A 12,454-nucleotide genomic window follows, 5' to 3' on the forward strand; every position below is an offset into this window, starting at 1 on the left:
ACCGACCGCCGTCCGCTCCCCGCGGGCGGCGGTCCGCTGTTTCTCCATAGCGCACTCCGGACAATTTCACACTGCACCGCTGAAATGCTACGTTTCCCACAACGGCCAGTTGGATGGTGGGGAACGATGGGGATCGAGTTCGACGACGCAGCGGCGTCGCGGTTGGTCGGCTGCGCGGTCGAGGTGGCCCTGACGCTGCGGGCCAGCGCCGGACCGCGTCGGAGCACCGCCGAGGCCGCACTGCTCGACTTCGACGGTGCGTACGCGCGACTGTTCGAGACGGCTCGCGTGACGGAGTCCGCCGACCGCGTCCGGCTGGCGAAGGAGCTCGAGCGCTTGGCCGATCAGCTCCGCATCGTGCAACGGCAGGCGGACGAGGAACGGCAGCGATCGGCGGACCTGGCCGCGTGGCAGCGACGCGAAGCCGACCGTGAACTCGTGCGCATCGCCGGTGGCGTGCCGATGCAACCCGTGCTCGACTGGAGCAGCGCGGTCTTCGACCCGAAGCCGTCCAGCACACCGAAGCGCCCGTCACCGGTCTCCGCGACCTTCAGCGCCCGGACACGCCAGCGCACCGGCAGTGGTCGCTCCGGCGGACGCAGCAGTGCCGACCCGACCAGGCTGCGGCAGTTCAGCGCGACCGCCCGCGCACAGGACGCCTCGACGGAACAGGACATGGTCCGGGTGCGCAACGCCTGGACCGCGTTCACGAGCCGGTGCAGCTGGGTCCCGGTCGACGGCGCGACGCTGCCGGGCGGGTTCGGCGACTACCTCGCCGAGAACGCCGAGGACGCCTCGTGGATCGAGCGGATCGCGGACGCCTTCCGTGCCGCCGGTGGGGGTTCCCTGGCGGACACCGCGCTCGACGCTGCCGCTGCCTCGACGCTCCCACACGGACTGCAGCGGCTGCTCGACCCGTCCCTGACCCCGGCCGAGGTCGCAGCGATCTGGGCAGCGCTCGGCTTCACCGACGCCGACGTCCGCGCGCTGCCGCTCACCACGCAGCTGCAGTTCGCGGGGCTCGACGGGGTTCCCGCCGCGCAGCGCGACATCGCGTCCCGTGCGGTCCTCTCCGCGGCCGTGCGGGATCCGGAGCGGCTGTACCGGCTGATGGGGTTGGCGTACACGTACGGGGCGGTCAGCCTCGAGGAGTTCACGGAACAGGTGATCGCGCTCCGGGACGGGCTCAACCGCGCTGATCAGCTCGCGGGTCGCCTGAAGGCGCCCTCGGCAGCGGTCGCACAGCTGGTCGGGTTCGGCGTCTCGAATGGAGCGCTCGTCGCCGCAGTCGTCCTCGGCGATCTGGACACCGCGTCGAACGTGACCGTCAACGTGCCGGGTGCGATGACCACGCTCAACAGCATGGGTGAGAAGGTCCGCGCCGCCAACGAGCTCCTCTTCGCGGCTGGGCAGAGAGGATCCGCGGAAGACTCCTTCGCGGTCGTGTCCTGGCTCGGGTACCGCGCCCCGGGTGTCATCGAGGTTCCGCGGCAGGACCGCGCGCACGCGGGCGGGGCGAACCTCGCATCCTTCCTCGACGGCATCCACGACAGCCGCGGCACAGCACCGCGGTCCGTCACGGTCCTCGGGCACTCGTACGGCTCCACCACCGCGGCCGAGGCACTCGCGCAGACCCGGCACCGAGTCGACTCGTTCATCACCTACGGCTCGGTCGGGTTCACCGACACCACGAGACCGGAGCACCTCAACGTCGATCGGGTCTACGCCACCGAAGGCGCCAACGACCACACCGCGATCCTCGGCCGGATCGGGCGCACCGATCCCCGCGATCTACCCGACGTCGACACGTTCAGCGCGGAAGCCGCCCGGGGCACCAAGGCCGTCACCGGCCACGAGATGTACCCGGAAGCCGGCGGTGTCGGCTACTTGTCCCCCGATGCGACTTCACAGCGGTCGATCGCGAAGATCATCGCCACCGGGAAGCCATGATGAACACCATGCAATCGATGCTCCGCACCATCGCGACGGCAGCCCTGACCCTCGGGCTGTTGTCAGGGTGCGCAGCAGGAGGAGACCAGATGCCCACCGACGCAGCCGGCCTGACACAGGACGACGTCGCGGAGATGTCGCTCCACCAAGAGTTCGACGCCTTCGGGGACCACTACGAACACATGCAACGGCTCCTCAAGGATGCCCAGCTCCAGGTCCACGACGGCGAGTGGGAGTGGGGCGGCGGCGACGACCTGCCGCTGATCGGAGGGGACGGCGTCGCCCCGCTGCCGGGCGCGGACACGAAGAACAGCTACTACATGCGCAGCGGACGACTCTGGTCACCCCCCGTCGCCGCAGGCGAGCAGCGCGACCTGCAACCGATGCTCGACTACTTCACCGATCAGGGGTGGACCATCGAGCAACGCGACATCACCGGCGACCACGAGCTCCGGGGGTACACCGGCGATGGCTGGCAACTCATCTACACCGCTCAAGAGAACGGCCGCTACACCCTCGAGGTCTACAGCGAACTGTTCTGGACCAACGACGGCAATGCGCTTTCGGATGCCATCTACGGACGCTCGACCGTCACGTTTCCCGACCGGTCCCGCCCGGGTGTGTACCCAGATTTCCCGGAGTGGGACGACCCCATCGTCAACAAGCCCAAGATCTGACCACGCCGACACAGCACGCCCCCGGGTCACTCAGACGTCATCGACATCGACGTTCCACAACGCCCGGTACCACGCCGTCCGCTCCGGATCCTCGGGCACCCCGTACGCCTCGTGGAACAGCGGCTCCCACCCGGGCCCGTAGTTCCACCCCAGCGCCATCGTCGCCACCGCCAGGTCGGCCCAGCGGTCCGCGACACCCGTGGCGTCCAGGTCGACGTGCCCGCTCCACCGGCCGTCGGCGCCGATGAGCGTGTTGGGCGTGCACGGGTCTCCGTGGCACACCACGACGCGGTCGCTCGGCGGCTCAGGGCCCAGGCGCTCCGTGTCGGCACCCGCCGCACGAGCACAGTCGAGCCGCGCCGCCGTCGACCACGCGAAGGGGCAGTCGTCGACCGGCAGGGCGTCGTGGAACGCGCGGAGGCCCTCGCCCACCGCGATCACCGCGGTCCGGGGTTCGTCGTGCCACCGCGGGTCGACGGCACTCCACCCGGGGACGGCACGGGTGTGCAGCCAGACGCCGTCGTCGTCCGCACCGTGGTCGAGCACCTCGGGCACCCGCACGTACCGCGCCGCCCACTCGAGTCGCGCGGCCTCGTTGCCGATCCACCGACCGTAGGCGTTCGGCAGGACCTTCACGAACTCGTCGGCGTGCTCGTCGGGGCCGATCCGGAAGGTCGTGCCACCGATCTCGTTGTGCCAGACCAGGGCGACCTCGCGGCCCCGGGCGGCCTCGGCGACCACGCGTGGGACGGGGACGACGGCGTCCGGCCCCGGCAGCCCGCCGATCGACCGCACCACGACGGTCCTAGTGCACGCGGTCCGGGCGGGAGGCCCCGGCCCCACCGCGCGCGATCTCGAGCAGGACCGGCAGACGTTCGCCGAGCAGGGCGTCCAAGTCCGCCACGACGGCTTCCACCCGTTCGGTGACCTCGCGCGGCGATGCACCTCGGCGCGGACGCACCCGCACCCGGATCGCCCGGCCACCGCGGACGCGGTACACGTCGACCGCGAGCGAGGCCACCTGCGGCAGGCCCCCGATCGCCGACGACAGCGCGTGCTGCACGGCCGTGGACTCCACCCGTACCGAACCGGCGACGCCGTCGGCCGATCCGTCGCTCTCGACGACGGTGCCCTCGCGCCCACCGCCGAGCGTCGTCAGCACCACGATCGCCAGGATGCCGACGACGACCCCGCCGCCGAGCACCCACGTCCACGACAGCAGGGAGTCATCGCGCGACGTGTCCGTGCCGAGGCCCGCGAGCGCCTCGCCGGCCGTGCGCCACCAGGACGCCACGAGCGGCAGGCCCTGGGCGGTCTGCACCAGGATCGCACCGACCCCGGCGACGAACAGGACGAGCCCGACGACGACGAGTGCCGTCCGGCCGAGGCCACGGTTGGTCGCGTTCATCCGTCCACCCGTCCGGTCGGCTGGACGCGGACCCGCGCGGCGAGGGCGGGGAGCGCGTCGATCGCAGCGAACTCGCGCTCGACGGCCTCGGTCGCGGCCACGGCGGGCACGTCGACACCGGCAGCCGGACGCAGCACGACCTCGACGGTCCGGCGGCCCACGGTGCCGACGGCGGCGTCCTGCCCGAGCCGCGTGGCGGAACGGGCAGCACGCGCAGCGGCCGAGGCGAGCACCTCGTCGTCGACCACGACGGCGAGCCGGTCGGAGGACATCGCGTGGCGCGGGCGCCGCTGCGGCAGGACCCCCTGCAGCAGGAGCACCAGGCCGAGGAGCGCGACGATCGCGGCGATCCCGACGACGAGCGTGGTGTCGAGGCCGTCGGGCGCGGCGAGGGCGGCGTCCACGACGGCGCGCGGGTCGATGCCGAGGACGTTCTGGTCGAGCAGCACGAGGGCACCGGCGAAGACGGCAGCGGCGGCGAGCACGAGGGTGACGAGCATCGCGATCACGACGGCACCGGACCGGGACACGTGGGTCTCCCGGCGGAGCAGGCGGCGGTACGTGGCGGCGTGACCGGTGGACGGTGCAGGACCGGCCTCGGGAACCGAAGCGGTCCGGCCGTCCACGGCGGTCACCGGACCCTCCGCGGGACGTCGACGACCGACGACGCGAACGTCACGGTCACCCGGGACACCTGTCGGCCGGTGATGGTCCGGAGCCGTTCGGCGATCGTGCCGCGGGCCCGGTGCGCGCTCGTGACGACGGGTTCGTCGGGGACCGCGTGGCTCCCCAGCACGGGCAGGGCGAGCGGGGCGGTGATCTCGACCGCCAGCGCGCCGCGACCGTCGTCGGCGACCCGGGCACGGACCTCCCGGAAGGCCACGCGCAGCGCTTCGGAGGCGACCGCCTGCGCGGTGTGGACCAGGGCCGACGTGCCGATGCGGTCGGAGCCGGGGAGTCGCGCGCCGCTGTCGCCGACCGTGGCGACGGCGGCGCCGGTCACGACGAGCTCCGGCGTCCGCGCAGCACGTCGACGAGACGACGCACGTCGACGTCACCGGCGACGATGCGGGCGACGAGGCTGCCGACCGCCATGCAGACGGCGACGACGACGAACGCCCAGAACCCGAGGGTCACCGCGACGATCGCGAGGAGGGCGCCGACGCCCATCCCGACGACGGTGGCGTTCACCGGACCCGGCCCTCGCGGACGTCGCGACCGTCCAGGTCGTCGACCGGGCCGTTCAGCGCAGGGATGTTCACGTCGTTGATCGCGATGTTCACCTCGGTGACCTCGAGCCCGACGAGCTCGGTGACGGCGTTCGTGACGGCGGCGCGCACCGCGGTGGCGACGTCCATCATCGGCGTCGGGTAGTCCACGACGATCGTCAGGTCGACGGCGACCTGGGTCTCGCCGACCTCGACGCGGACCCCCTGGCCGAGCGCGCTCGAGCCGATGGCGTCGCGGATGGCGCCGAAGGCCCTGGCAGCGTTGCCGCCGAGGGCGAAGACGCCGGGGACGTCACGTGCGGCGATGCCCGCGACCTTGGCGACGACGGTGTCGTCGATGATCGTCTTGCCCTTGGCCGTGACCTGGGTGGTGGTGGTCCCGGTCGTGGTGCCGGTCGTCACGGTCCCGTCGACGCGGTTCGTCGTCGATGCCATTGCTGCCTCCGATGCGATCGATTCCTGGTGCTCCAGCGAACACCATCGTGCCGTACCCCGGCCGAGGATGGGCGTGCCGGTAGGTTCGATCCCATGCGCGTGGCGACCTGGAACGTGAACTCCGTCCGCACCCGAGTGGGGCGGATCGTCGACTGGCTGGTGCGCGAGGACGTCGACGTCCTCGGCATGCAGGAGATCAAGTGCAAGCCGGAGCAGTTCCCGGTGCAGGCGTTCGAGGACGCCGGCTACCACGTCGAGGCGCACGGCCTGAACCAGTGGAACGGTGTCGCGTTCGCCAGCCGGCTGCCGATGGAGGACGTCACACGCGACTTCCCCGGCCAGCCCGGGTTCCTCAAGGGACACGAGGGTCCGGACCTGCCGGTCGAGGCCCGGGCCATCGGCGTCACCGTCGACGGCGTGCGGCTGTGGAGCCTCTACGTGCCGAACGGACGCGAGGTCGGCGACCCGCACTACACGTACAAGCTCGACTGGCTCGCGCAGCTGGCCGACCGCACCGCCGAGTGGATCGCGGCGTCGCCGGAGACCCCGCTGGCGCTGATGGGCGACTGGAACGTCGCGCCGCTCGACACCGACGTGTGGGACGTCCGCGTCTTCGAGGGGCACACCCACGTCAGCGAGCCGGAGCGCGCCGCCTTCCGGGCGTTCGAGACGGCGGGGCTGCAGGACGTCGTCCGCCCGATCGTCCCCGACGGCTACACGTACTGGGACTACAAGCAGCTGCGCTTCCCGCGCAACGAGGGCATGCGCATCGACTTCGTGATGGGCTCGCAGGCGTTCGCCGATGTCGTCACCGATGCCTCGATCCACCGCAACGAACGCAAGGGCGACGCCCCGAGCGACCACGTCCCCGTGGTGGTCGACCTCGACCTGGACACGTCGCTCGACGACGACCGTCCGATGATCTTCTGAGCGGTCACGCGCTCGTGACGCGTTCTGTTACGCCCGGAGTCCGTCGCCGTTGAGCACGTGACGGCGCCGACGTAGGTTTCCTGCACCGAACCCCTTCGAGAGCAGGTGAAGCCATGTCCCGCACGACGATCCTTCCCATCCAGCGCGTCATGGCGAACGCGGCGCCCGGCGCATGGCGCGACGGCATCGTCGTCGAGACCCGCACTGCCGACGCCGTCGTGGCGTTCCTGGACGGCGGCGTGACCCAGCTCCGGGTGGCGAGCGCCGACGGCTTCTTGTCGGTCGGCGATCCGGTCGCCCACCACCCGGTGGCGGAGATCCTCAGTGCCGGCGGTCGTCAGACCACGGCACGCAGCGCGTAGCCCGTCGGTTCAGGCCGACATCGAGGCGAGCATCGCCTCGCACTTGGCGACCATCTCGTCGCAGGCCATGGCGCAGTAGCGGCACGACTCGGCCATGTCCATGTGCTTCCGGCACTCGGCGGCGCACATCGTGCCCATCGTCATCACGGTCATGAGCATCGACTGCATGCTCGGCAGGTCCATGCCCGCCGGACGCATCATCACCCGCATGCCGGTGTCGGCCATCATCGCCGTGTTGGAGCACATCGCGGCGCAGGTCGCCATCTCGCCGCCCATGCGCATGTCGCTCGCGGAGCACATCGTCGCGGCCATCGACGCGGCGTTCATCGCCATCATCGTGTCCTGCATCAGGTCCGTGTCCATCTCCATGGGCATGTCCGTCATCGACATGTTCTTCATCATCGCCATCGTGTCCATCGGAGGTCTCCGTCCGTCGTGGTCCCGAGGCGGGTCCGCCCCGTGTCGGCCAGGGTACGCGCGCCCCGCTCGGACGGGAGGCCCGTGGCGGGCCCGCCACGCGCCTCCCGTCCGCCCCGCGGTGCGCCCAGGGCGCGCTACGGGTGCAGCAGCGCGGCGATCGCCACCAGGACGGGAACCGAGCCGATCGTCGAGATGAGCACCACGTCGCGGGCCACGGGGACCGCCGCACCGTAGCGCTGCGCGTAGTTGAACACGTTCTGCGCCGCCGGCAACGCCGCCAGGGTCGTGAGCACGAAGACGTCCTGGTCGCCGAGCCCGAACACGAACCGCGCGAACACGTACGCGACCGCCGGCATCACCACGAGCTTGATCGACGACGCCACGATGACATCGGTGCGGATCGCGGGGTCCCGCAACGGCGCAGCACCGTGCAGGCTCATCCCGAACGACAGCAGCACGACGGGCACGGCGGCGGCCCCCACCAGCGAGAACGGTTCGAGCACCGGATCGGGCAGCGTGATGCCGGTCGCCGAGAACACCACGCCGACCAGCGAAGCGATGATGATCGGGTTCCGGAACGGCCCGGAGATCCGGCGTCCCCAGCCACCCGCACCCGAGGTCGCGGCGTCGAGGATCGTCAGCGCGACCGGCGCGATGACGATGAGTTGCAACAGGATCACCGGCACCACCGCCGTCGCCTGCCCGAGCACGTAGACGGCGACCGGCAGGCCGATGTTGTTCGCGTTCACGTAGCTCGCGGCCAGCGCACCGACCGTCGTGGTGGTGACCGGACGCCGCAGCACGAAGCGGAAGACGGCCGCTGCGCCGAGTGCGACGACGACGGCGCTCAACAGCGAGACCCAGAGCATCGGCGACAGCAGTGACTCGATGTCGGCGGCTGCGATCGTGTGGAACAGCAGGCAGGGCATGAGCACGAAGAACGCGAGGCGGCTCATCACGAACTGCGCGTGCGGGCCGAGCAGTCCGATGCGCCCGACGACGTACCCACCGGCGATGATCGCACCGATGATCGCGAAGCCGGTCAACACGCCACCCATCGCGTCCATCCTTGCACCATGTGACGTCGCTCAGGTCGGAAATGCGTTCGCATCGAATACCGTTGCAGGCACCATGACCTCGACGAACGCCGACACCCTCACCCGGTCCACCGACTCCAGCCAGCCCCTCGTGCCCCTGCTGGAAGAGCGTTGGAGCCCCCGTTCCTACGACGAGACCGCGACGATCTCGGACGAGCAGTTCGACGCCGTCCTCGAGGCCGCCCGCTGGGCCGCGTCCGCCATGAACTTCCAGCCGCGCCGGTTCATCGCCGGTCGTCGTGGCACCGAGACGTTCCGCAAGATCAACGAGAACCTGCTCGGCTTCAACGCCGCGTGGGCCTTCCGTGCCAGCGCCCTGGTCGTCGGCGTGCTCGAGACCGTGACCGAGGACGGCGACGAGCGTCCCTTCGCGCAGTACGACCTCGGCCAGTCGCTCGCCGCGCTCACCGTCCAGGCGCACGCCGAGGGCCTGCACGTGCACCAGATGGCGGGCATCGACGCCGCCGGGCTCCGCGCCGCCTTCGACCTGCCGGAGCGCTTCCTGCCCTTCACCGTGACGGCCATCGGCACCGTCGCACACCCGTCGCAGCTCGACGAGAAGGCGGCCGAGCGCGAGGTCGCCCCGCGCACCCGCCTGCCGCTCGACGAGGTCGTCCTCGTCAAGGAGTAGCCCTCGGTACCGACACGCGGCCGCGTCCCTGCCGGGGCGCGGCCGCTGCCGTACCCGCTGCTGCCGCGGCCGCTACCGCCGCCGCTGCGTAGAATGTCGTGACATGCAGCCCGAGATGAACTTCTACACCCGCAAGTGGGTCCGCCCCGAGGACCTCAACGCCAACGGCACCCTGTTCGGCGGCAGCCTGCTCCGCTGGATCGACGAAGAGGCCGCGGTCTACGCGATCATCCAGCTCGGCAACGGCAAGGTCGTCACGAAGTACATGTCGGAGATCGAGTTCGTGTCCTCGGCGAAGGAGGGCGACATCGTCGAGATCGGCCTCGTCGCCACCCGGTTCGGCCGCAGCTCGCTCACGATGCGGGCCGAGGCGCGCAACCTCTTCACGCACCGCAGCATCCTGACCATCGACGAGGTCGTGTTCGTGAACCTCGACGACGACGGCAACCCGGCGCCGCACGGCTACACCGACATCACCTACGACCGCGACCGGGTCCCCGCGACGCACCGGGCCTGACCGCGCGCGACCCCGCAGACATCACGCAGCCCTCGCGTGGGGTGGGCCCAGCATGCGGCATGTGATCGGTGGCCTCTGGCAGGATCGGGGCATGACCACGCCCCGCCTCGTCGCCTTCGACCTGGACGACACCCTCGCCCCGTCGAAGTCCGCCCTCGACCCCCGCATGCTCGAGACCTTCGCGTCCCTGCTCGAGGTCGTTCCGGTCGCGGTCATCTCCGGCGGCAACTTCACGCAGTTCGAGCAGCAGCTCGTCACCCCGCTGCGCCACCGGGACGGCCTGACCCTCGACGACCTGCACCTGCTGCCGACGTGCGGCACGCGGTACTACCGCTGGTCCGACGACGACTGGGCCCTGCAGTACGCCGAGGACCTCACCGACGAGCAGAAGGCACTTGCCCTGGCCGCCGTCGAGTCCGTGGCGAAGGACGCCGGCTACTGGGAGTCCGAGACCTGGGGCGACATCCTCGAGGACCGCGGGTCGCAGATCACGTTCTCCGCGCTCGGCCAGGCCGCGCCGGTGGACGTCAAGAAGCAGTGGGACCCGACCGGCGCGAAGAAGGACGACCTGCGTCGTCGGGTGCAGGCGGAGCTCCCTGACCTCGAGGTCCGGTCCGGCGGGTCGACCAGCGTCGACATCACCCGCAAGGGCATCGACAAGGCGTACGGCATGCAGCGTCTCGCCGAGATCACTGGCGTCGCGCTCGACGACATGCTCTTCGTCGGCGACCGGCTCGACCCCGAGGGCAACGACTACCCGGTGAAGGCCCTCGGTGTGCCGTGCCACGCGGTCGAGGGCTGGGAGGACACCGACGCGTTCCTGACCGAGCTCATCCCGACCCTGCGCTGATCCTGCGGCGCGTCAGCCGAGGCTGCGGACGGCCTCGATGAACGCACGGATCTTCGCCGGGTCCTTCACGCCGCGCTCGGACTCGACGCCGCTCGACACGTCGACGCCGTCGGGGTCGAGCGCTTCGACCGCAGCGACGACGTTGGCGGGGGTCAGGCCGCCCGCCAGGATCCAGGCTTCGTCGATCGCACCCTCGATCGACGCGGGGTCGATCAGCCGACCGCTCCCCGGAACGGTGGCGTCGAGCAGCAGCAGGTCGTGGTCGTAGGCGGCGCGCTGCTCCGGGGTCTCGCGCAGGTAGTCCTCGGCCGCGATGGCCCGGATGGTGAAGAAGCCGGCGTCGCGGGCACGGGCGAAGTCGCTCGCAGCCTCGCCACCGTGCAGCTGCAGCGTGGTGAGCCCGACCTCGGACGCGATGCCGACGACCTCGTCGATCTTCTGGTCGCGGAACACCCCGACGGCGTCGATGCCGTCCGGCAGCCGCTCGACGAGTTCCTTCGCCAGGTCGGCCGTCACGGTGCGGGGGCTGTTCGCGGCGAAGACGAACCCGACCGCGTCGGCGCCCGAGTCGACGGCGGCGTCCACGGTGTCGGGCGTCGACAGGCCGCAGATCTTGATCCAGCGCTGGTCGGTCATGCTGTCCATCCTGCCAGGGACCTCGGACGAACGGGACGCGCAGGCGACCTCGGACGAACGGGACGCGCGGGCGACCTCAGTGCAGCATGCCCGCGACGTAGGCGGAACCGCACGCGACCAGTACGCCGAACGCCGCGAACGTGCCGACGAGGACGTTCCGCCGGCGCCAGCGACGGACGGCCGAGAAGGTGCCGCGCTTCGCGTGCCGGTGGGCCGCACGGTGCATGCGGTGGTCGCGTTGGTGCTTGACCCGCTCCGGTCCGAGGGGCACCGGGCCGGTGATCTGGGTGGAGCCCCCCCGCAGGGCGCTCGCGATGGCGACCGCGGTCGGACGGCGCTCCGGGTCACGGGCGGTCATCCGGCTGAGCAGGTCGCGCCACTCCGAGGCGATCTCGTCGGGGATCTCGGGGTCGTGCCGCAGACGGGCGAGTGCCGCCTCGATCAGGGTGCCGGAGTACTCCTGCTTGCCGGTGAGGGACTCGAGCAGCACCAGCCCGAGGGAGTAGACGTCGGTGGCGAAGCTGATCGGCTCACCGGCCACCTGCTCGGGGCTGAGGTACGCCGCCGTGCCGATGACCGTGCCGTCGTTCGTCAGACGTGAACCGTCGACGAAGTGCGCGACACCGAAGTCGGTGAGCTTCACGGTCCGGGCGAACCCGGACGACCCCTCGTCGCTGATCAGGATGTTGGCGGGCTTGACGTCGCGGTGCACGATGCCACGCGAGTGCACGTAGGCCAGGGCGTCGGCCAGCTGGGCGCCGAGGTCGGCCACCTCGTAGTTGTGCAGGGCGCCCTCGGACAGTCGGCGCAGCAGCGTCGTGTCGGCGATGAGCTCCATCACGATGAACCGGTGCGGGCCGTCCGGGAAGTCGTGCGTGCCGGCGTCGTAGAGCGGGATGAGCCCGGGGTGCGACAGCATGCTGAGCAGCCGGATCTCGCGCTCCTGGCGGACACGGTCGGCCGTCGTCATCTTGTCCGGCGTCGCGAAGAGCTTCACGGCGACCGCGCGGTAGGTGTGCTCGTCGCGGGCTTCGTAGACGGTCCCCATGCCACCCGTGCCGATGAGCTTCACCAGGCGGTACCGGCCCGACAGGACCGTCTCCGTCCGCAAGCCGTCGAGCAGGGTCATGGTGTCCGTCGTTCCGTCGGGAGCCGCAGGTTCCGCGGCAGCTGCCGGCGTGTTGGCTCACGAGAAACGGTACGCGTCCGACCCCGCTTTTGTGCGGGTGTTATGACATCGTGATCGGCGTACTTCCCTGTGTTCATGCGGATGCATCAGGGTACCGTTCGACCTCCGACCAGGGTGAGCGAT

Annotated in this window: 17 protein-coding genes; 7 read left to right on the top strand and 10 right to left on the bottom strand. The window is 70.8% G+C overall.

What is annotated here, in order from left to right:
- Window positions 1-126 precede the first annotated feature (126 nt).
- Window positions 127-1,950, top strand: a complete 1,824-nt coding sequence (locus EDF63_RS01010; protein ID WP_123310413.1) for an alpha/beta hydrolase — start codon at window positions 127-129, stop codon at window positions 1,948-1,950.
- A 17-nt stretch (window positions 1,951-1,967) separates the two neighbouring features.
- On the top strand, window positions 1,968-2,627 hold the full coding sequence (locus tag EDF63_RS01015) for a hypothetical protein (RefSeq protein WP_148061686.1): 660 nt from the start codon (window positions 1,968-1,970) through the stop codon (window positions 2,625-2,627).
- 30 nt (window positions 2,628-2,657) lie between these two features.
- On the opposite strand, the gene EDF63_RS01020 is transcribed toward EDF63_RS01015, so the two are convergent.
- The 6 genes from EDF63_RS01020 to EDF63_RS01045 are packed head-to-tail and all read right to left on the bottom strand — an operon-like array spanning window position 2,658 to window position 5,699.
- A complete protein-coding gene (locus EDF63_RS01020) occupies window positions 2,658-3,425 on the bottom strand; it encodes an aminoglycoside 3'-phosphotransferase (RefSeq protein WP_123310417.1) in 768 nt (255 codons plus the stop codon).
- Between the two features lie 7 nt (window positions 3,426-3,432).
- Window positions 3,433-4,035 carry a hypothetical protein gene (locus EDF63_RS01025; RefSeq protein WP_123310418.1) on the bottom strand — a complete coding sequence of 201 codons (603 nt, stop codon included), beginning with the start codon at window positions 4,033-4,035 and terminating at the stop codon, window positions 3,433-3,435.
- Entirely contained in the window at window positions 4,032-4,670 is a 639-nt protein-coding gene (locus tag EDF63_RS01030) for a hypothetical protein (protein WP_123310420.1), read from the bottom strand. Before EDF63_RS01030 ends, EDF63_RS01025 begins: the two co-directional genes overlap by 4 nt.
- Complete coding sequence (locus EDF63_RS01035; protein WP_123310422.1) at window positions 4,667-5,038, bottom strand: hypothetical protein; 372 nt, start codon at window positions 5,036-5,038, stop codon at window positions 4,667-4,669. Before EDF63_RS01035 ends, EDF63_RS01030 begins: the two co-directional genes overlap by 4 nt.
- The gene (locus tag EDF63_RS01040; protein WP_123310424.1) at window positions 5,035-5,226 is read right to left on the bottom strand and encodes a DUF2273 domain-containing protein; all 192 of its coding nucleotides are present in this window, start codon (window positions 5,224-5,226) and stop codon (window positions 5,035-5,037) included. The genes EDF63_RS01035 and EDF63_RS01040 overlap by 4 nt, the downstream gene beginning before the upstream one ends.
- Window positions 5,223-5,699 carry an Asp23/Gls24 family envelope stress response protein gene (locus EDF63_RS01045; protein ID WP_123310432.1) on the bottom strand — a complete coding sequence of 159 codons (477 nt, stop codon included), beginning with the start codon at window positions 5,697-5,699 and terminating at the stop codon, window positions 5,223-5,225. The genes EDF63_RS01040 and EDF63_RS01045 overlap by 4 nt, the downstream gene beginning before the upstream one ends.
- Window positions 5,700-5,792: 93 nt before the next feature.
- Between EDF63_RS01045 and EDF63_RS01050 the strand changes: the two genes are divergently transcribed.
- Both EDF63_RS01050 and EDF63_RS01055 read left to right on the top strand, forming a co-directional pair.
- Window positions 5,793-6,629, top strand: coding sequence for an exodeoxyribonuclease III (locus tag EDF63_RS01050; protein ID WP_123310434.1), 837 nt, complete (start codon window positions 5,793-5,795; stop codon window positions 6,627-6,629).
- A gap of 113 nt (window positions 6,630-6,742) precedes the next feature.
- The gene (locus EDF63_RS01055) at window positions 6,743-6,991 is read left to right on the top strand and encodes a nuclease (RefSeq protein WP_123310437.1); all 249 of its coding nucleotides are present in this window, start codon (window positions 6,743-6,745) and stop codon (window positions 6,989-6,991) included.
- 9 nt (window positions 6,992-7,000) lie between these two features.
- Here EDF63_RS01055 and EDF63_RS01060 read toward each other — a convergent pair whose 3' ends face one another.
- Together EDF63_RS01060 and EDF63_RS01065 are read right to left on the bottom strand one after the other, a co-directional pair.
- Window positions 7,001-7,408 carry an aldehyde dehydrogenase gene (locus EDF63_RS01060; protein WP_123310439.1) on the bottom strand — a complete coding sequence of 136 codons (408 nt, stop codon included), beginning with the start codon at window positions 7,406-7,408 and terminating at the stop codon, window positions 7,001-7,003.
- 137 nt (window positions 7,409-7,545) lie between these two features.
- The gene (locus tag EDF63_RS01065; protein WP_123312148.1) at window positions 7,546-8,469 is read right to left on the bottom strand and encodes an AEC family transporter; all 924 of its coding nucleotides are present in this window, start codon (window positions 8,467-8,469) and stop codon (window positions 7,546-7,548) included.
- Between the two features lie 73 nt (window positions 8,470-8,542).
- Between EDF63_RS01065 and EDF63_RS01070 the strand changes: the two genes are divergently transcribed.
- The 3 genes from EDF63_RS01070 (at window position 8,543) to EDF63_RS01080 (ending at window position 10,506) form a co-directional block, all read left to right on the top strand.
- Entirely contained in the window at window positions 8,543-9,139 is a 597-nt protein-coding gene (locus EDF63_RS01070) for a nitroreductase family protein (protein WP_111086179.1), read from the top strand.
- A 103-nt stretch (window positions 9,140-9,242) separates the two neighbouring features.
- Complete coding sequence (locus EDF63_RS01075) at window positions 9,243-9,656, top strand: acyl-CoA thioesterase (RefSeq protein WP_111086180.1); 414 nt, start codon at window positions 9,243-9,245, stop codon at window positions 9,654-9,656.
- A 91-nt stretch (window positions 9,657-9,747) separates the two neighbouring features.
- On the top strand, window positions 9,748-10,506 hold the full coding sequence (locus EDF63_RS01080) for an HAD-IIB family hydrolase (protein ID WP_123310441.1): 759 nt from the start codon (window positions 9,748-9,750) through the stop codon (window positions 10,504-10,506).
- Between the two features lie 12 nt (window positions 10,507-10,518).
- On the opposite strand, the gene EDF63_RS01085 is transcribed toward EDF63_RS01080, so the two are convergent.
- Window positions 10,519-11,142 carry a phosphoribosylanthranilate isomerase gene (locus EDF63_RS01085; protein ID WP_123312149.1) on the bottom strand — a complete coding sequence of 208 codons (624 nt, stop codon included), beginning with the start codon at window positions 11,140-11,142 and terminating at the stop codon, window positions 10,519-10,521.
- 76 nt (window positions 11,143-11,218) lie between these two features.
- Entirely contained in the window at window positions 11,219-12,271 is a 1,053-nt protein-coding gene (locus EDF63_RS01090) for a serine/threonine-protein kinase (RefSeq protein ID WP_123310443.1), read from the bottom strand.
- Window positions 12,272-12,454: the final 183 nt, after the last annotated feature.

This window comes from Curtobacterium sp. JUb34, assembly GCF_003755065.1.
Classification (GTDB): Bacteria; Actinomycetota; Actinomycetes; order Actinomycetales; family Microbacteriaceae; genus Curtobacterium.